Source organism: Micromonospora saelicesensis (genome assembly GCF_900091575.1).
In the GTDB taxonomy this organism is placed as follows: domain Bacteria; phylum Actinomycetota; class Actinomycetes; order Mycobacteriales; family Micromonosporaceae; genus Micromonospora; species Micromonospora saelicesensis.
Map to the genome: position 1 here is coordinate 494,728 of NZ_FMCR01000006.1, position 19,021 is coordinate 513,748.

13 protein-coding genes and 1 pseudogene are annotated in these 19,021 nt (G+C 71.4%); 5 read left to right on the forward strand and 9 right to left on the reverse strand.

The features are described from left to right. Window positions 1-85: 85 nt before the first annotated feature. From GA0070561_RS26305 to GA0070561_RS26315, 3 genes are all read right to left on the reverse strand, one after another. Window positions 86-1,726, reverse strand: a complete 1,641-nt coding sequence (locus tag GA0070561_RS26305; RefSeq protein ID WP_091406378.1) for a peptide ABC transporter substrate-binding protein — start codon at window positions 1,724-1,726, stop codon at window positions 86-88. Between the two features lie 580 nt (window positions 1,727-2,306). Beyond that, window positions 2,307-2,993, reverse strand: a complete 687-nt coding sequence (locus GA0070561_RS26310) for a response regulator (protein WP_091406380.1) — start codon at window positions 2,991-2,993, stop codon at window positions 2,307-2,309. 2 nt (window positions 2,994-2,995) lie between these two features. Next, window positions 2,996-4,261, reverse strand: coding sequence for an ATP-binding protein (locus GA0070561_RS26315; protein ID WP_091406533.1), 1,266 nt, complete (start codon window positions 4,259-4,261; stop codon window positions 2,996-2,998). A gap of 155 nt (window positions 4,262-4,416) precedes the next feature. On the opposite strand from GA0070561_RS26315, the gene GA0070561_RS26320 reads away from it, so the two are divergent. The 3 genes and pseudogenes from GA0070561_RS26320 (at window position 4,417) to GA0070561_RS26330 (ending at window position 8,346) form a co-directional block, all read left to right on the forward strand. After that, on the forward strand, window positions 4,417-6,210 hold the full coding sequence (locus GA0070561_RS26320) for a PspC domain-containing protein (RefSeq protein ID WP_244166433.1): 1,794 nt from the start codon (window positions 4,417-4,419) through the stop codon (window positions 6,208-6,210). Then, a pseudogene (locus tag GA0070561_RS26325) lies at window positions 6,207-6,455 on the forward strand (hypothetical protein); the annotation flags it as partial. The gene GA0070561_RS26320 and the pseudogene GA0070561_RS26325, both read left to right, overlap by 4 nt. Before the next feature lie 637 nt (window positions 6,456-7,092). After that, a complete protein-coding gene (locus GA0070561_RS26330; protein WP_091406382.1) occupies window positions 7,093-8,346 on the forward strand; it encodes a phosphatidylserine decarboxylase in 1,254 nt (417 codons plus the stop codon). Between the two features lie 57 nt (window positions 8,347-8,403). Here GA0070561_RS26330 and GA0070561_RS26335 read toward each other — a convergent pair whose 3' ends face one another. The 3 genes from GA0070561_RS26335 to GA0070561_RS26345 form a co-directional block, all read right to left on the reverse strand. Further along, the gene (locus tag GA0070561_RS26335; protein ID WP_091406384.1) at window positions 8,404-9,354 is read right to left on the reverse strand and encodes a CDP-alcohol phosphatidyltransferase family protein; all 951 of its coding nucleotides are present in this window, start codon (window positions 9,352-9,354) and stop codon (window positions 8,404-8,406) included. Window positions 9,355-9,699: 345 nt separating this feature from the next. Further along, window positions 9,700-10,680 carry an NUDIX hydrolase gene (locus tag GA0070561_RS26340; protein ID WP_091406386.1) on the reverse strand — a complete coding sequence of 327 codons (981 nt, stop codon included), beginning with the start codon at window positions 10,678-10,680 and terminating at the stop codon, window positions 9,700-9,702. A gap of 729 nt (window positions 10,681-11,409) precedes the next feature. Continuing rightward, window positions 11,410-12,360, reverse strand: a complete 951-nt coding sequence (locus GA0070561_RS26345) for an NUDIX hydrolase (protein ID WP_091406389.1) — start codon at window positions 12,358-12,360, stop codon at window positions 11,410-11,412. 143 nt (window positions 12,361-12,503) lie between these two features. Between GA0070561_RS26345 and GA0070561_RS26350 the strand changes: the two genes are divergently transcribed. Beyond that, window positions 12,504-12,893, forward strand: coding sequence for a PspC domain-containing protein (locus GA0070561_RS26350; RefSeq protein ID WP_091406392.1), 390 nt, complete (start codon window positions 12,504-12,506; stop codon window positions 12,891-12,893). Window positions 12,894-12,900: 7 nt separating this feature from the next. On the opposite strand, the gene guaA is transcribed toward GA0070561_RS26350, so the two are convergent. Both guaA and GA0070561_RS26360 read right to left on the reverse strand, forming a co-directional pair. Continuing rightward, a complete protein-coding gene (gene guaA / locus GA0070561_RS26355) occupies window positions 12,901-14,457 on the reverse strand; it encodes a glutamine-hydrolyzing GMP synthase (protein WP_091406395.1) in 1,557 nt (518 codons plus the stop codon). Between the two features lie 66 nt (window positions 14,458-14,523). Next, window positions 14,524-16,221 (reverse strand): FAD-dependent oxidoreductase, encoded by a 1,698-nt coding sequence (locus GA0070561_RS26360; protein ID WP_091406418.1) that lies wholly within the window; start codon window positions 16,219-16,221, stop codon window positions 14,524-14,526. Between the two features lie 145 nt (window positions 16,222-16,366). Here GA0070561_RS26360 and GA0070561_RS26365 point away from each other — a divergent pair, with 145 nt between their 5' ends. Next, the gene (locus tag GA0070561_RS26365) at window positions 16,367-17,485 is read left to right on the forward strand and encodes an LCP family protein (protein WP_091406420.1); all 1,119 of its coding nucleotides are present in this window, start codon (window positions 16,367-16,369) and stop codon (window positions 17,483-17,485) included. Window positions 17,486-17,491: 6 nt separating this feature from the next. Here GA0070561_RS26365 and GA0070561_RS26370 read toward each other — a convergent pair whose 3' ends face one another. Then, entirely contained in the window at window positions 17,492-18,949 is a 1,458-nt protein-coding gene (locus GA0070561_RS26370) for a M1 family metallopeptidase (RefSeq protein WP_091406422.1), read from the reverse strand. Window positions 18,950-19,021 lie beyond the last annotated feature (72 nt).

The following is a 19,021-nucleotide window of genomic DNA, read 5'->3' on the forward strand; positions in this document are numbered from 1 at the left end:
GAGTGTTGTAACACCCAATCGCGGAACGGCCCCGGGTCGGGCTCACCGGATGTGGCGAGCCCGACCCGGGGTCAGACCGTTCGGATCAGAGCTCGACCGAGGTGATGTCGATCTCGCCGACGTTGTTCAGCTCGAGCTTCTTGATCTTCTCCGAGTGGCCGGACTGCTGACCGTAGAAGTAGACCGGGATGCTCGGGACGTCCTGGTCGACCTTCTCGACCGCCTTGGCGAACGCCTCGTGCGAGGCCTCCAGGCTCGGCGCGCCGCTGGCCTGCTTGGCAAGGGCGTCGACCTCGGGGTTGCTGTAGAGGCCGTCGTTCGAGGAGCCGTTGGTGATGAACAGCGGGTTGACCCAGTTCTCGACGTCCGGGTAGTCCTGCTGCCAGGCAGCGCGGTACGGGCCGGTCATCTTGTGGGCGTTGATGTTCTGGCGGAACACCGCGAAGGTCGGCACACCCTCGGCCCGAGCGTTGATGTTGAGGTTGGTCTTGACCTGCTGCGCGACGGCGTCCATCCAGTCCTTGTGGGCGGAGTCCGCGTTGTAGTAGAAGACCATCTCACCGGTGAAGCCACCGGCCTCGGCGAGCAGCGTCTTGGCCGTCTCCGGGTCGAACTTGCAGGCGGTGCAGTTGCCCGGCTTGGCGCCCGGGGTCAGCGGGTTCGCCCAGCTGTCGGCCGGCTTGCGGGTGCCGAAGAAGATCTTGTCCGAGATCTCCTGCCGGTTGACCGCCAGCGACACCGCACGACGCAGCTTCGGGTTCGCGAAGCGCTTGTCGTAGATCGGGAACGCGATGAACGCGGTCGACGGCGTGACGGTCGAGCGGCCCCGGTCACCGAGGTCGGTCTTCCACTTGTCACCGGCGAGCGCCGAGGTGGGGACAACCTCCATGAAGTCGAGGTTGTTGGCCAGCAGATCGGCGTAGGCGGCGTTGTCGTCCTGGTACAGCTTGACGTCGACGTCCTTGACCTTCATCTTGTCGCGAAGGTTGTAGTCGTCGAAGCGCGTCAGCTTGATGAGGGAGTTGTCCTCCCAGGACACGAACTTCACCGGGCCGTTGCCGATCGGCTTGTTCTTGCCGAACTCTTCCGGCTTCATGGTGAAGAACACGTCCGGCAGCGGCATGAAGGCGCTGTAGCCGAGCTTGGTCGGGAAGACCGCGGTCGGCGCCGCCAGGGTGACCTCGAAGGTCTGCTCGTCGATGACCTTCAGGCCGGACAGCTTGTCGGCCGTCGGCGTCGGGGCCTTCTTCGGGCCGTCCGCGCCATCCGGGTCCGTGGTGTAGGTCTGGTCGAAGCCCGCGATGTCCGCGAAGAAGGTGCCGTTCTGCGCGCCGTTCGGCGAGTAGGCGGCCCAGTTCCAGGCGTCGACGAAGTTCTTCGCCTTGACCTCGGTACCGTCGTGGAACTTGGTACCGGCCTTGATCTTGATCGTGAAGACCTTGGAGTCCGTGGTGTTGATGGACTCCGCCAGCGCGTTACGCGGGGCCCCACCGTCGTTCGGGTACTCGACCAGGCCGGTCCACATCCAGTCGATGATCTTGCCGCCACCGGTCTCCGTGGTGTTCGACGGGACCAGCGGGTTCTCCGGCTGGACGCCGTGAACAACGATCGAGCCGTCCGTGCTGGCGGCAGTATCGCCGTCGCCGCCGCTCGAGCAACCGCTCGCGACAAGCGCGGCAGCCGCGCTGAGCGCGATGGCGCTCGTCGCCCGCTTCGAGACTCTCATTCCGAGGGGCCTCCTCTTTCTAACCAGGTTCCGTCGTGGGTTTCACGCACGTTTGGGGGTGACACCGCCCGACCACCCCGGGGCGCGGGTCGCCGGGACCACAGGGAAGTTGGGGACACCCCTGATGTTCCGATCCGCCGGGCTCCCCCACCAACGAGGCGTGACACGACGCAATCGACACAGCCACGGGCCGCCGAGATCGGCGGAATCGTGGTCGTGGGGCGTACGGAGTGCCACACACCGATGGTGAGGTGCTGCCACTGTGACACCCACTGGCCTCTTCCGTGAAGGTGCCGTTATCAAGCCGTTAGTTGCCCGCCACGTTGCCGATACTTGAAAAATGATCATAAAAGGGTCGACGCGGGCGGCACTGAGCAGGAAATACGTTGCGCCGCCCGAACAGCCGGCCTCCGCCCGTGCGCGAGCCCCGAGGTCACCCGAGCCCGGTGGGACGTCCGTCACGACTCACGTTTCGACCCATCCGGATGAGGGCCCCTACGGCTACCCGGACACGATCACCGGCTGGGTGTACGAGGGCGCGCCGGACGTTTCTCTGATCCTCGCCGGTGCCGACGCGCCGTCACACGAGGCGGCGATCCGCCGCCCAACGGGAGAGTTCGTAGCGGTTTGACATCTGAAGCTTGCGCAGCACGTTCGACACGTGCGTCTCCACCGTCTTGATGGAGATGAAGAGCTCCTTGGCGATCTCCTTGTACGCGTACCCCCGGGCCAGCAGCCGCAGCACCTCACGCTCACGGTTGGTGAGCTGGTCCAGCTCCGGGTCGGCCACCGGCGCGTCCGGCCGGGCCGCGAAGGCGTCCAGCACGAACCCGGCCAGCCGAGGGCTGAACACCGCATCACCGTCGGCCACGCGACGGATCGCGGCAGCCAACTCGTCCGGGGAGATGGTCTTGGTGACGTACCCGCGGGCACCGGCACGGATCAGCCCGATCACGTCCTCCGCCGCGTCGGAGACGCTCAACGCGAGGAACTTGACCTGCGGGTGCGTACGCCGCATCGCCTCCAGCACCGCGCGACCGCCACCGTCGGGCATGTGCACGTCGAGCAGCACCACGTCCGGGCCGACGGCGGCGATCCGGGTGACCGCCTCGGCCACCGTGCTCGCCTCGCCCACCACATCGACGTGGGCGCCCAACTCCGCGCGCACCCCGGCTCGGAACATGGCGTGGTCGTCCACCAGGAACACCCGCAGCCGCTCGGGGCGGGCATCCGCCGGGTCGAGGTGCTCGGTCGACTGCTCGGCCATGGTCATCTGTTCCTCTCCGCTGCGGACGAGTCCCGGGAGATCGGCAGGATCAACCGGACCTCGGTCCCCTCCCCCGGGCCGGACCGTATTTCGGCCCGTCCGCCGTGCCGCTTCATCCGCCCGATGATCGAGCCGCGTACGCCGTGCCGGTGGTCCTCCACGGTATCCGGATCGAAGCCCTTCCCCCGGTCCCGGACGAAGACACTGACCTGATCCGGCTCCACCTCGGCGTAGAGCGACACGGTCTGCACGCCTGCGTGCCGGGCCGCGTTCACCAACGCCTCCCGCGCGGCCGCGACCAGCGCGCCGACCTTCTCGTCGGTCTCCCGGTCCCCCACCACCACCGTCTCCACGCTGATCGCGAAGGTGTCCTCGACCTCGGCCGCGGCCTGTTCGAGAGCGGCGGCGAAGCGCTCGCTCGGCGAAGCGGTCGGCTTGTAGAGCCAGTTGCGCAGCGAACGCTCCTGCCCCCGGGCCAGCCGCTGCACCGTCTTGACGTCGCCGGCGTTGCGCTGGATCAGTGCCAACGTGTGCAGCACCTGGTCGTGCACCATCGCGGCCAGCTCGGCCCGCTCCTGCTCGCGGATGCGCCCCTCACGCTCCGAGCGGAGCTGGCTGTACGTCCGCCAGAGCACCGGCGCGGCGACCACGCCGACGCCCGCCAGCCCGACCAACGCGAAGATCACGCCATTGATCACCGCATCGAAGTTCTGTGCCGGTGAGTAGACGGCCGCGACGCCGATGATGCCGACCGCGACCAGCACTCCCCCGCCGATGAACCGCAGCACGAAGGCCCGCCGGTCGCTCTCCTCGACGACCGCGCCCAGCCAGGGCACCGGCATCGCGTCGCCCCACTGTCGCCGCCGCTCGGGCGCGGACTGGTGCCAGATGACCCCGGCGCCGACCGCGATGATGGCCACCAACCAACCGGCGGTGCCCGCCGCGCCGACCGAGTCGAAGACCATCACCTGGATCAACAGGACACCGAGCCCGATCCCCACGAACGGCAGGAGTTGGGCGACGTCCCGCCGGGGCGGCACCGCGGTGTCACCGGGACGCAGCGGCACCACCGCCCAGAAGGCCGCGTAGAGCAGCAGGCCCAGCCCGCTGAGCCCGAGCAGGACCATGAACGCGACGCGCACCCGCAGCACCGAGATGCCGAGATGGTCGGCGATACCGGCGGCGACGCCGGCGGCCATCCGGTGCTCCGGGGCGCGGTAGAGGCGCGGGGGCGGTGTCACGGTGCTGATCGGAGGCTCCCTGGTCACGGTGGCGGACAGGTCGAGGTCGGTGACTCGATCGTCACACGCTGCGGCGTCCACGACCACGGGGACGCCCCCGACATTCCGGCCGCCGGATCTCAGGGTGGGGTCAGGGTCGGGTCCTGAGGTCGTTCGGGTGGACCGGGCAGCAGGATCGAAGCATGACCGAGGAAGCTGCCCCGCCGCCCCGACCGGGGTCGGCACAGCCGGGCGGTTCAGCACCGCCCCCGCCCACCACCACGCCCACTGAATGGACCGAGCCCAGCACGTTCGGTCCGCACGCTGGCGGCGACGCGACCGCCGGCACCGCGCCCGGCGAGCCGGCCGACGGCTACGCGCCGCCCACGGCGGGCTACGGCCCAGGCCCGGGGTTCGCGGCGGGCACCGGCTACGGCCCGGGCGGCACGCCACAGGGGCCGGGTGGTCCCGGTCCGTCCGCGCCACCACCGCCCCTGGGCGGCACCGGCTTCACCTCGCGGTACGGGCTGGTCCGGCCGCGCGAGGGGCGGTACCTGGCCGGCGTCTGCGCGGCGATCGGGCGCGCCACCAACACCGATCCGGTGCTCTGGCGGGTGCTGCTCGCGGTGCTCGGGTTCTTCGGGGGCATCGGCATCCTGGTGTACGTCGCCGCCTGGCTGATCATCCCGAACGAGGGCGACACCGCGTCCCCCGTCGAGTCCATGCTCGGTCGTGGTCGCTCCAGCATGTCCCCGGTGACGGTGATCGTCCTGGGCATCCTGGTCGCGGCCAGCTTCGCGTACATCGTCACCGACGCCTTCCGCGCGGTGCTGCTCGGCGCGGCCATCCTGGTCGCCGGCGCGCTCCTGCTCAACCGGGACGGCCGCAATCCACGGCCCGGCACCCCGGCTGGTCCGCCGCCCGCCGCGCCGTCCGGCAACCCGGCCGGTCCGGTCGTCCCACCGGTGACCTGGCCCGCACCGTCGTACGGCGCGGCCCCGTCGACCGGCCCGGCGGGGACGCCGCCGATGTTCGGCACCGGTCCGGGGTACGCCACCGCGACGACGGGGGCGACGCCCACCGTCACCATCCCGGCGTACGACGCGCCGCCGACCAGCGCGACGCAGCCGGTGTCCGGGGTCGGTCCGGTGTCCGGGCAACCGGCCGGCACGACGGCTGCCCAGCCCGGCTGGCCGAGCACCGCCATGCCCAGCGCCGGCTGGCCGTCGGCACCGGTGAGCAGCACACCCGCTGCCCCGGCCGGCTATCCGACCGCCCCGCCGCCCTCCGGTTACCGGCCCCCGTTCGCGCCGCACGGCCCGTACGCTTCGCCGGCCCCGGCCGCGCCTCGTCCACCCAAGCCACCGAAGCCGCCGAAGCGCCCCAAGGAGCGCTCGCCGCTCGGCGCGGTGACCTTCTCGCTGATCTTCCTGGTGCTCGGTCTGGTCGCCCTGCTCGACCTGCTGGACGTCTTCGCCATCAGCGCCTCGGCGTACTTCGCGGCCGCGCTGGCCACGATCGCGCTCGGCCTGCTGGTCGGCACGTGGTTCGGGCGGGCCCGCTGGCTCATCGCGCTCGGTCTGGTGACCGCGGCCGCGCTGGGCACGGCGACCGTCGCCGAGTCCTACGACCGGATCCGGGGGGTCGACGGCGCGGTGACCTGGGCGCCCACCGACTACCGCGACCTGGCGGACCGGTACGAGAACAGCTTCGGCGACGCCGTGCTCGACCTGCGCGGGATCGACTTCGCGAAACGGGACAGCCAGGTGACAGTGGCCGTCAACTTCGGCCAGGCGACGGTCGTCGTGCCGCCGAACGTGGACGTCACCACCGTGGCCGACGTCAACGCCGGTGACGCCACCGTCTTCGGCAACCGCTCCGGCGGGCTGGACGGCCGCCTGCGGGAATCCACCGACGTCGGCGCGGACGGGCCCGGCGGCGGGACCCTGCGCCTCTACATCCATGTCAATGCCGGCAACCTGGAGGTGACCCGGTGAAGGCTCACCGCACGGATCTGGTGTCGTTCGCTTTCGGGCTCGTGTTCCTGGCGCTGTCCGCCTGGTGGCTGCTCGCCCAACTGCTCGGGCTCGCGCTGCCGCCGGTCGGCTGGTTCCTGGCCGGCGCACTCATCCTGATCGGGGTCTTCGGGCTGGTCGGCGCACTGCGCTCCGGTCGACCGAACCAGCCGGAGCCAATTTCCGAGGCCGGTGCCGCCGAGGCGGTCGCTCCCGTCTCCGGCACGTCCGTCTCCGGCGCACCCGTCTCCGGGGCCGCCACGTCGACGTCCGGCGCGTCCCTGCCGGTCTGGGAAGCAGAACGGTCCACCTGGGACACTCCCTCCTCGGCCCCGACGCTCATCTCGGACCCGACGCCCTCCTCGGACCCGACGCTCATCTCGGACCCGACGCCCTCCTCGGACCCGACGCTCATCTCGGACCGGACGTTGGAGACGCCGACCACCGAGGTGCGGGCGCAGGACGTGCCGGCCACCGACGTGATCCACCCGGCCTGGCTGGCACATTCGCCGTCGGAGCCGCGGACCGAGCCCATCCCCGGCCAATCCGGCAACGGAGACGACCAGCCGACCATCGGGAACCTCACCCGCCCGGCCTCGCCCGAGGGGGACGAGCCGACCCGGCCCGACCAACCGGTCGAGGCCACCGGCGACCAGCCGGGTGACGAGCGGGAGGGCCCGCGTAGGGAAGCGTGACCTCGGGCACCCGTCCGCGTCGGTCCACCGCATCCCCACGGCGGTGCGGCCGGCGCGGACGGACGCATATGCTGGCTGGTGGAGATCTCGCCTCCGCCGGCCGGCCCGTCCCGCCCATGGCGGTCCCGCCGCGATTCCCGTCTCTACCCCCGTCAGGAGCCCGCCCGACATGACCCAGTCCCCCGCCGTGCGTACCACCGGCCGGTCCGGTCCGGTCCGCATCGGCGAGCGAGCCGCCCGTACCCTCGTCGCCGAGCTGGCCCGGATCAACGACCCCAAGGCCGCCCTGCTGGTCGGGGTGACCCCGGACTCCGCGGTGCTGGCCGCGGCGGTCGATGCGCTGCTCCCCGGTGACCGGCTCACCGTGGTGCCCGCCGAGCCGTTCGGCGCTGCGGCGCTCCGCGAGCACGTCACAGCCCAGGGCCGCTGGGTCGCCGACCGGGTGAGCGTCGTCGACTCGCTGGCCGAAGCCGAGGCCGCCGGGGTCGTCATCGCCGGTGAGGCGTTCACCAGCACCGCCGAGGCCACCCGCAGCGGCGTCGAGGGGTTGGCCAAGTACCTGACCGACGGGGCGGTGCTGAGCGTGGCGACCGTCGCCACCCCCGGCCGGACCGAGGGTGCCGCCGCCGAGTTGGCCCGACAGGATGCCCTCTACGGCGTCGGCGCCGATCTGGTGCTACGTAACTCGCCGCCGGTGCGGGTCTACCGACTGCGGTTCACCCCGGCCAGCCCGGCCACGGCCGACACTCTGGCCCCTGCGTACCGGCCGTCGAGCGTGCCGGTGACCCGCGGCATGCACATCGACTCCAACGGTGTGGCGGCGGCGGGCATCGCGCTGAGCCTCGCGGCGCTGGCCCGGGTGGCGCGCCCGTCGTCCAAGCTGTGGCTGCTGCCGGCCCTGGCCGCCGGGCCGGTCGCCGCGTTCTTCCGGGATCCCGAACGGGACGTGCCGGAGGACCCGAGCGCCGTGGTCGCCAGCGCGGACGGGAAGGTCCTGTCGGTGCAGCGGCTGCACGACGAGCGCTTCGGCGACGGCGAGTGGCTGCGGATCGCGGTGTTCCTGTCGGTGCTGGACGTGCACGTCAACCGCGCCCCGGTCGCCGGCAAGGTGGTGGACTACTTCGTCGCCGATGGCGGCTTCGTCAACGCGATGAAGCCGGACGCCGAGCACAACGTCGCCGCGTACACCGTGCTGGACACCGCTCGCGGCACGGTGGTGGTCGCGCAGCGGACCGGGCTGATCGCCCGCCGCATCGTGCAGCGCGCGCCGATCGGCGCGCTGCTGGCCAAGGGCGAGCGCTTCGGGCTGATCCGGTTCGGTTCCCGGACCGACGTCTACCTGCCCGCCGAGGCCGCAGACCCGCTGGTCGGGCCGGGCGACAAGGTGGTCGGCGGGTCCACGGTCATCGCCCGCTGGCGCTGACCCGCAAACGACGAACGGGGCGCCGCTGTCCGCGGCGCCCCGTTTTGTCTGTTCAGATCAGGCGGTACGACGTTGCCGCAGCCAGAGAACCGGCCCGCTGACCAGGTAGCCCACCACGATCAGGGCGAACGTGAGCCGGATGTCGACCAGCGCGCCGATCACCGGGGCCAACCAGAGCCACGGCGGCAGTTTCACCAGGCGGGCGAGCTTGGCGTAGGGGAAGCTCGACACCATCGCGAAGGCCAGCAGCGCCACCCCGGCGACCAGCACGGCGCCAGGCACCGGCAGGCCGATCGCCACTGTCACGGCGAGCACCGCGGCCGCCATGGTGGTGGGCACTCCGCAGAAGAACCTGCCGTCCTTCGGCGAGACGTTGAAGCGGGCCAGTCGAATCGCGGCACACGCCGCGACCAGGGCGCACGCCACCGCCGCCGCCGCCGTGGAGACGGAGCCGGCGAGCGAGGCGTAGACCACGACCGGCGCGGCGAGACCGAACGAGCACATGTCGGCCAGTGAGTCCATCTGCGCGCCGAACGGGCTGGCCACCCCGAGCCGTCGGGCCAGCGCGCCGTCCAGACCGTCGAAGCCGACGCACGCGATCAGGCAGAGCGCCGCCATGCGCACCTCGCCCTGCATGGCCAGGAAGATGGCCAGCATGCCGAGCATCAGGCTGGCCAGCGTGCAGGCGTTGACCAGGCCGAACTTCATCCGGCGCGCCATGGTGCGCTCGCCGGGGAGCAGTGGGATCGAGTGGGCCTCGTCGGTCTGCGTCATCGGGGGCATCGCCGGGCTGACCGGCATGACCGCGTCGACGTCGGCTCGGCCCAGGCCCAGTGTCGGGTCCACGCCCAGTGTCGGCCGGCTGAGCCGGTCCAGGCCGTAGCGACGGCGCTGCCGATCGGCGTACCGGTGCTCGGTGGGGGCCAGGTCGGTCGGGTGCAGGTCGCCGTCGCGGCGACCGACCCGGACCAACAGCACCTGGCGGGCGAACGTGCTGCTGCGGCGCAACCGGCCCGCCCAGCGACGCCCTGCGGGGCGCGGACTGTCAGTAGTACGACGCCGGCGCCATGGGGCTCTCGGCACGTTTCCTCCATCACCGGATCTGCTGACCGCCAAGTGGCGGGTGTCCGGCTGTCTCGTGCCGGACCTTGCATGGCCCGGCAGCCGTTTTGCGGAGTACACCATCGCATAGGGGAACATGGCTTGGCGATAGCTGCCGGCGGTACTTATATCTGGCTTAAACCGCTCGAACCGCTCGCTTGTTCCCATCCCGGGCTTCATCGCCCGTTTCCTCCATCATTCCCGCCTTTGACTGTACCGGAGGGTCACCAACTCGGCTCACCGAGCGGGGTGCTATCGGCCACTCTGTCCGATTGCCACGACGGCGATGTCACTCAATGGCAGGTCAGTCGCCTCGTCGCGGGTGAACCACCCCGCCCGCGCCGTCGACCCTCCGGCGGACTCGGTGACCACCGCATCGGTAGGTACGTCCACCAGCACCCGATAGATCACCCGTACGCCATGCCAGTCCAGAGGTCGGCCCTCCGGGCCCAGCGCGGCGGGATTGTGCAGATTGTTGACGCCGAGAAGCTCCACGACCCGGCCCACCTGCCCGCCCTCCTCGACCAACTCCCGCAGCAACCCGGTGGCCGGCTGCTCACCGTGATCGGTGCCACCGCCGGGCAGATGCCACAGACCGGCCCCCGGGTAGCCCTCCGCGATCTGGGTGAGCAGGATCCGCCCAGCGGGGTCGGTGACCAGCCCGTACGCCCCGAAGCGCAGTCGGCGGTCGGGGTGCTGCGGCGGGAACAGGCCCCGCGACCGGTGCGCTGCCGGCGGCAGCGGGGTGACCGGCAGGCCGAGCGCCTCGGCGGTGAACGGGGTCAGCGGCAACTGCGTCACCTCCGCCAGCGAAAGCCAGCAAGCTTGATCAACCAGACCAGCCTCGACGCCCCGCAACCCGCCCCCGGGCCCCACGCTCTCGGGCCGCGCACTCCCAGGCCCCGCGCTCGCGGGCCGCGCGCCGTCGGACAGCGCGCCGTGGGGAGTGCTGAGCTCGAACAACAGCCGGTCGGTGTGCAGCGCGGTCTTGTCCTCCGGCAAGGTGGCCACATCGGCGACCACCGTGAGTAGTCGCGTCACCGCGACCGTCAGCCCGGCCTGCTCGGCGACCTGGCGGACCACGGCGCGCTCCGGGTCCTCTGCATGCCGGACGGCACCGCCCGGCAGCCGCCAGACCCCGGGAAACTCACCCTCCGCCCCGTCCTGAACCACCAAGACCCGGCCCGAGTTCCGCAAAAGCCCATGGACCCCGACTCGCCGCGCAAATTGCACCTTTGCTCGCCCCCCGCTTCGCACCCACAACTATTGATCATGAAGTTATCGCCGTCCATCCCGCGTTCCGACAATAACTTCATGATCAACGCGAGCAGTGCACGGGAAACCCGCAGAGCTTGGCGAGCCGGAGCGCCCAGGGCAGCCGCAGCGCCCGGGGTGGCCGCAGCGCCCGGGGTGGCCGCAGCGCCCGGTAGCCGACCCTTGACGACGACCGTTTAGCCCGCCAAGGCCCCCTTCGGCCTGTTTCGCGACCCGGTCCGCTTCACTCCATTAGCCCTCATTGTGGAGCCCATTCGCTTCGCGGGAGCCGAGACAAGCCGTGATCCACTCGGGTTCACGGGAGGCGCGGTGTTACAGCGCCCGGGATACAGGCGCCTTCAAGGAACCCGAGTGGATCACGGGGTGGATCCTGGCCGCCGCGCCGAGATTGCCCGCCCCGAGACACCCGGAGCCCTGCAGCGGGGCGACCCGAACTCAAGATCGCGCAATATCCAGGATGTAGTGGCATCGCCGCGTCGGTGAAGCCACTACATCCTGGTTCGAGCACGATCTTGGCGCGAGGCGCGAGGCGCGAGGCCCGAGGCCCGAGGCCCGACGGCCCGAGGCCCGAGGCCCGAGGCCCGAGGCCCGAGGCCCGAGGCCCGAGGCCCGAGGCCCGAGGCCCGAGGCCCGAGGCCCGAGGCCCGACGACGCGGTGCGCCGCTGACCCCGCGGACTGGTCGGGGGTCAGGTGAGTTGGGCGGCTTGGACTGCTTCGGCGGTCACCTCGGTGAGGCGGTCGGTGGGGAGGGCGCCCAGTTCCTCGCGGCCGAACCAGCGGGCCTCGCAGGTGGACCCGCCCACGTCGGCCACGGTCAGTGGGTTGGGCTGGTCGACGACGACCCGGTAGAAGGCGCGTACGCCGTGCCAGTCGATCGGGTAGCCCTCGGGGCCGAGTGAGGCGGCGTCGCGGTGGCTGGCGACGCCGAGCAGCTCGACGAGGCGGCCGGCCTGGCCGGTCTCCTCGATCAGCTCCCGGATGAGTGCCGCGCCGGGCTGTTCGCCGTAGTCGGTGCCGCCGCCGGGTAGGTGCCAGCAGCCAGCGCCGGGGTAGCCGTCGGAGATGCGGGTGAGCAGCACTCGGCCGGCGGGGTCGGTGCAGACCGCGTACGCGGCGAAGCGCTGGGCCCGGTGCAGCCCGTCGGGGCCGGGGACGGCGTAGAAGGAGGGGAACTCGGGTGCCTCGTCGGGCACCACGTCGGCCGAGGAGGCGGGCAGCCCGAGGGCGCGTGCGGTGAACGAGCGCAGCGGCAGTTCGCGCGCCTCGTCGAGGGTGTACCACCGGGCCAGGTCGGTGGGGCGCTCGCCGACCCGGTCGGCGAGGGTGCCACCGCGCACGGCCACCCGGTAGATCAGCCGGTCGGTGTGGATGGTGATGCCGCGGTCCGGGAGTGCCCGCATGTCGGCGAGCACGTCGACCAGGCCGGAGACGGCGACGGAGAGGCCGGTTTCGGCGGCGGTTTCGCGAACGACTGTGTGGTTCGGGTCCTCGCCGTGGTCGACCGCCCCGCCGGGCAGCGACCACGCGCCGGGGGTGCCGGAGCGCTCCGATGCGCGGACCAGCAAGACTCGGCCGCTTGAATCAGCACAAACTGCGTATGCCGCGATCCTGCGGAGCGGCTTGAGCAAGGTGGTCACGGAAGCAAATTCTCCCCGGGCCGGGTTACCGGGACGGAAAAGAGTCGGATTCCTGACTGTCTGGCCCCGGTCAGGGATTGGTCAGGGTAAGGATCCGGGCGGTCACCGAGGGCGGGACGGGCGCCGGCGCGGACCGTGGGGGTATGACATCGACCACCGCTCCCCGTGCCCCGTACAAGCAGCTTCGGCGACCCACCACCGACCGCATGGTCGCCGGCGTCGCCAGTGGCGTCGGCCGCTACTTCGCCGTCGATCCCACCCTGGTCCGCGTGATCTTCGCGGTCACCGGCCTGCTCACCGGCGGGCTCGCGCTGTTCGCGTACCCGATCATGTGGTTCCTGATGCCGGAGGAGCCCACCGGCGCGCCGGCCTGGCCGCACGCCGCGGGGGTCGCGCCGCAGAACGGCCCGCCGCCCACCGCCGGGCCCGCGCCCGGCGGGCCACCGCAGGGGTACGCCCCGACGCAGCCCTACCCGCCGACGACCCCGTCCAGCACGCCGACGGTCCCGTTCAGCCCACCGCCGGTGGCCTGAGCGGCGCTCACTCCCACTCGATGGTGCCCGGCGGCTTGCTGGTGACGTCCAGGACCACCCGGTTGACCTCGGCGACCTCGTTGGTGATCCGGGTGGAGATCCGGGCCACCACGTCGTAGGGCAGCCGGGACCAGTCGGCGGTCATCGCGTCCTCGCTGGAGACCGGGCGCAGTACCACGGGGTGCCCGTAGCTGCGCCCGTCTCCCTGCACGCCGACGCTGCGCACGTCGGCGAGGAGCACCACGGGGAACTGCCAGACGCCCCGGTCGAGGCCGGCGGCGGTCAGCTCCTCGCGGGCGATCAGGTCGGCCTGGCGGAGCAGGTCGAGGCGTTCCTGGTCGACCGCGCCGATGATGCGGATGGCCAGGCCGGGGCCGGGGAACGGGTGCCGCCAGACCATCGCCTCGGGCAGGCCCAGTTGGAGGCCGAGCGCCCGGACCTCGTCCTTGAACAGGGTGCGCAGCGGCTCGACCAGCGCGAACTTCAGGTCTTCCGGGAGGCCGCCGACGTTGTGGTGGCTCTTGATGTTGGCGGTGCCGGTGCCGCCGCCGGACTCCACCACATCGGGGTAGAGGGTGCCTTGGACGAGGAACTCGACGTCGCCGTGTGCGGCGATCTCGCGGGCCGCGGCCTCGAAGACCCGGATGAACTCCCGACCAATGATCTTTCGCTTCTGCTCCGGGTCGATAACCCCGGCGAGCGCGCCGAGGAACCGGTCGGTGGCGTCCACCACCTTCAGCTTGATGCCGGTGGCGCTGACGTAGTCCTTCTCCACCTGCTCGGCCTCGCCGGCGCGCAGCAGGCCGTGATCGACGAAGACGCAGGTGAGCTGGTCACCGACGGCCTTGTGCACGAGCGCCGCGGCGACGGCCGAGTCCACCCCGCCGGAGAGGCCGCAGATGACCTCCTTGTCGCCGATCTGGGCGCGGATCCGGGCGACCTGCTCGTCGATGATGTTCTCGGGAGTCCAGGTCGGCTCGATGCCGGCGATGTCGTAGAGGAAGCGGGTCAGCATCTCCTGGCCGTGCGCGGTGTGCCCGACCTCCGGGTGGAACTGCACACCGGCCCGGCGACCGGCCAGGTCCTCGAATGCGGCGACTGGCGCGCCCGCCGACTCGGCGGTCACTGTGAAGCCCTCGGGCGCCTCGGTGACGCAGTCGCCGTGGCTCATCCAGACCGGCAGGTCCGCCGGCAGGTCACGCAGCAGCACACCGGGGTCGAGGAGGCGGGGGCGCAGCGGTGTGCCGCCGTACTCACGGTTGCCGGTCCTGGTGACCGTGCCGCCGAGCGCCTGGGCCATCGCCTGGAAGCCGTAGCAGATGCCGAAGACCGGCACGTCGGCGCTGAACACGCCCGCGTCGATCTGCGGCGCCTCCGGGGCGTAGACGCTGGCCGGACCACCGGAGAGGATGATCGCGGCGGGGTTCTTCGCCAGCATCTCGGCGATCGGCATCGAGTGCGGCACGATCTCGGAGTAGACCTTCGCCTCACGGACCCGGCGGGCGATGAGCTGGGCGTACTGGGCTCCGAAGTCCACCACGAGGACGGGGCGAGGCAGGCTCATGTGCACGAAGCCTACCGACAGTCACGGCCGCTGCCGGCACCGGCTCGCCGTGGCGGGCGGCGGGGTTCAGGAACGCAGCGCGCCCGGGGCGTCCGCCGGGACCGCCGGGTTCTTCGGGGGTACGGGCGACAGCCGGCGGTACGGGGACCCGAGCGTCGGGCGGGGGTCCTCATCGCCCTTGTTGGGCCAGAAGGACATCGCCCGTTCCGCCTGTGCGGTGATCGTCAGGGACGGGTTCACGCCCAGGTTGGCCGAGACGGCCGCGCCGTCGACCACGTGCAGCCCGGCGTGCCCGTACACCCGGTGCCAGGGGTCGATCACCCCGTCGGCCGGGGTGGCCCCGATGACCGCCCCGCCCAGGATGTGCGCGGTCATCGGGATGTCGAAGGGTTCGGTGAGCGAGCCACCGGGGGTGCCGCCGATCTCGTCGGCGAGCATCCGGGCGGCGGTGTTGCCGGCCGGGATCCAGGTGGGGCTGGGCGTGCCGTGGCCCGGGCCGGTGACCAACCTGCGGCCGAGCGGACCACGCCGCCACCGGGTGGTCAGTGAGTTGTCCGCGGACTGCATGACCAGGGCGATCACCGTCCGTTCCGACCAGCCGCGTACCGACAGCATCCGCGCCGCCAACCGGGGCTGCCGCACGATGCTGCCCAGCCAGCGGCGGACCCGGTGCGGGCCGCCGTCGACCAGCAGCGACTGGAGCAACCCCATCGCGTTGGAGCCCCGCCCGTAGCGGACCGGCTCGATGTGGGTCTGCGGGTCGGGGTGGAACGAGCTGGTGATGGCCACCCCCTCGGTGTAGTCCAACCGCTCGGACCGGGCCCGTTGGCGTGGCACCGAGGCGCCGAGGATCGCCTCCGAGTTGGTCCGGGTCAGCTCGCCGAGGCGGGGCGAGAGCCCGGGTAGCGCACCGTCGGCCCGCATCCCGTGCAGCAGCCGCTGGGTGCCGAGCGCCCCGGCGGCGAAGACCACCTGATCGGCGTGGATGACCTGTCGAGCCTTGCGCAGCCAGGCGCCGGTGCGCTCGGTGTGCACCTCGTACCCACCGCCGTCGGCGGGCCGGACGGCGGTCACCGTGGTCAGCTGACGGACCGTGACCCCGAGCCGTTCGGCGAGCCAGAGGTAGTTCTTCACCAGTGTGTTCTTCGCCCCGTGCCGGCAGCCGGTCATGCACGAGCCGCAGTGCAGGCAGCCGGTGCGTTCCGGGCCGGCACCGCCGAAGTACGGGTCGGCGATCCGCTGGCCGGGCCGGCCGATGTGCACGCCCACCGGGGTGGCGTGGAAGGTGTGCCCCACCCCCATCCGCTCGGCCACCGCGAGCATGGCGCGGTCCGCACCGGTGTGCACCGGGTACGTGGTGACGCCGAGCATCCGTTTCGCCTGGTCGTAGTGGTGGGCCAACTCGTCGCGCCAGTCGGTGATGTCCCGCCACTGCGGGTCGCTGTAGAAGGCCGGCAGCGGTTCGTAGAGGGTGTTCGCGTAGACCAGCGAACCGCCGCCCACCCCGGCGCCGGAGAGCACCAGCACCCCGCCGCCGGATCGTCGGTCGCCCGGGCGGAGCAGAGTGAGCCGTTGGATGCCGTAGCAGCCCAGCTTCGGTGCCCAGAGGAACCGGCGGAGCCGCCAGGACGTCTGCGGGAACTCGTCGTCGGCGAAGCGGCGGCCGGCTTCCAGCACCGCGACCGAGTAGCCCTTCTCGGCCAGTCGGAGCGCGGTGACGCTGCCACCGAAGCCGGACCCGATGACGACCACGTCGTACCGCATGCACGCATCATTACTCGCGAGTAGCGCTCGCGCCAGCGGCACTTTTCGCGCGATCATGCTCCGGCCGACCGACCCGGCGTCTCCCGGCCGCAACCCGGAGCACCCGTCGGAGCGTTGTTCACCAGACGGGTGGAAGGAATCCAGGATGGTTCTCGGGTCGATGGCGCCGCGCCGACGGTGGCTGCTGCTGGGGTTGGCGGCCCTCGCCGTCGTCGCGCTGATCGCGGCCGGCACTGTGGTGATCACCCGGCTGACCGGGAACGACAAGCCGGGCGGCGCTCCGGTGGCCGGCTCACCGACCCCGTCGCCGATCGGCACGCCGACCCCGAGCCCCAGCGGCCCGCCGCCGGGCGCGGACATCACCGGCCCGCTCAACCTGCTGCTGGTCGGTGTGGACACCCGGGTCAGCGTGCCCGGCTGGGAGCCGCACTCGGACGCCGTGCTGGTACTCCACGTACCCAAGGGGTTGGATCGGGCGTACCTCTTCTCACTCCCCCGCGACCTGGTGGTGGACATCCCGGCGTTCCCGAAGGCCGGATACAAGGGCGGCAAGACCAAGCTCACGCACGCGATGAGCTTCGGCAGCCGGGTGCCGGGCAAACCCAAACAACCCAGCACGGCCCAGGGGTACGAGCTGCTGCGCAGCACTGTCAGCGGCTACACCGGGCTGCGCATCGACGCCGGCGCGGTGCTCACCTTCAATGGGTTCGACCGGCTGGTCAACGCCCTGGGCGGGGTGGACATCTACGTCGACCAGCGGGTCGAGTCGCTGCACCGCCGACCGGACGGCAAGTACCGGGAGAGCGCGCCGGGCGGGTACAAGGGGCCGCAGCAGGTGTACGAGAAGGGCGAGCAGCACCTCAACGGCTGGCAGGCGCTGGACTACTCGCGGCAGCGCTACATCACCGGCGGTGACTACGCACGGCAGCGCCACCAGCAGCAGCTGATCCGGGCGATGACCCGCAAGATCCTGGACGAGGGCCTGGCCCGGCAGCCGGAGCGCGTCGACCAGGTGGTCTCCGCGCTGGGCGACACGCTGGTCTACGTGGGCGGGCGCCGGATCGTGGACATCGCGTACGCCCTCAGTGGCCTGCCGGAGAACCGTTTCACGCTGGTCGGGCTGCCCGGTTCCGGCGTCGGCAAGGGCAGTGCCTACCGGGGTGAACAGCTGACCAGCGAGGGCCGGAAGTTCCTCACCGAACTCCGCGCCGGCCGTGCCGACGCCTACCTGGCCGCCCACCCCGCCCTGGTCGTCAAGAACTGACCCGGGTCAGAGCCGCTTGGGCAGGGCCGGCTTCCTCGTGCCGTAGAGCCAGGCGTCGAAGATCGCGTCGAGCTGCTTGCCGGAGATCCGCTCGGCCAGGGCCACGAACTCGGGCGTGGTGGCGACGCCGTCGCGCTTCTCCGCCGCCCAGGTCTTGAGGATCTCGAAGAACGCCTTGTCACCGACGGCCACCCGCAGGGCGTGCAGGGTCATCCCGCCGCGCTGGTAGACCGACTCGCTGAACAGCTTCTCCGCGCCCGGCTTGCCCGGCGGCGTCTGCCACACTTGAGCGGACATTCTGGCGTACCGGCTGTCGAACGCCTCCTTGGCGGTGTACGCCTTGGTGTGCTCGGCCCAGAGCCACTCCGCGTACGTCGCGAAGCCCTCGTTGAGCCAGATGTCCTCCCACTTGGCCAACGCGACGCTGTCGCCGAACCACTGGTGGGCCAGCTCGTGGGCGACGACCTCGGTGTTCTCGCCCTGCCGGAAGAAGCTCGCCGCGTAGACCGGTCGGCTCTGCGTCTCCAGGGCGTAGGAGATCCGGCTGTCGGAGATCACCACCCCGCCGTACGCGTCGAACGGGTACGGCCCGAACACACTCTCCAGGTAGTCGGCCACCGCGACGGTCTGCGCGATGGACGCGTCCGCGTTGCCCTTGGCCTCGGTGGTGGTGACCGCGTTGTAGACCGGGCGGCCCTTGTGCTCGCCCGTGGTGATCCGGAACTTGCCGATCACCAGCGTGCTCAGATAGCTGGCCATCGGCGACTTCTCCGACCACTTCCAGGTGGTCCAACCGCCCGTGCTGGTCTTCCCGCCGGGAACGCCGTTGCTGATGGCGGTCAGGCCGTCCGGAACGGTGACCTCGAAGTCGTAGGCCGCCTTGTCCGACGGGTGGTCGTTGACCGGGAACCAGGTGCTGGCCGACTCGGGCTGGCCCAGCGCGATGGCACCGTCGGCGGTGTGCAGAAAGCCGCCGTCACCGAGCGTCTCGTTCTTCAGCGGCTTCGGCTTGCCCGCGTAGGTGAGCTCGGCGACGAACCCGTTGCCGTTGATGAGGCCGGAAGCCGGCTTGATCACCAACTCGTTCCGCTTGCGGCTGTGGGTCGCCGGTGCGCCGTCCACGGTGACCGCGCTGACGGTCAGACCGGCCAGGTCGAGGTTGAACGTCGACAGGTCGGCCGTCGCGGTGGCCCGCACTGTGGTCGTACCGGTCAACTGGTCCTTGGCCGGGTCGTAGCGCACCTTCACCGTGTACCGCGCGACGTCGTAGCCGCCGTTGCCGTAGGTCGGGAAGTAGGCGTCGCCGACCCCGTCGGCGCCCGCGGTGAACGTCCGCGCCGGCGTGGGGGACGCGCTCGGTGGTGGGGCCGTCTCCGGGCCCGCCGAGTCGCATCCGGACAGTGCGAGCGCACCGGTCACCAGCAGGCCGGCAGCCACTCGCAGTCTGTGCCGCGTCCCCCGCATCCCACACCCTTTCCGCACGGTGGCCGGTGACGGCCTCCGCTGTTCCGTGCGAACGGGCGCCTACCCGCCGTT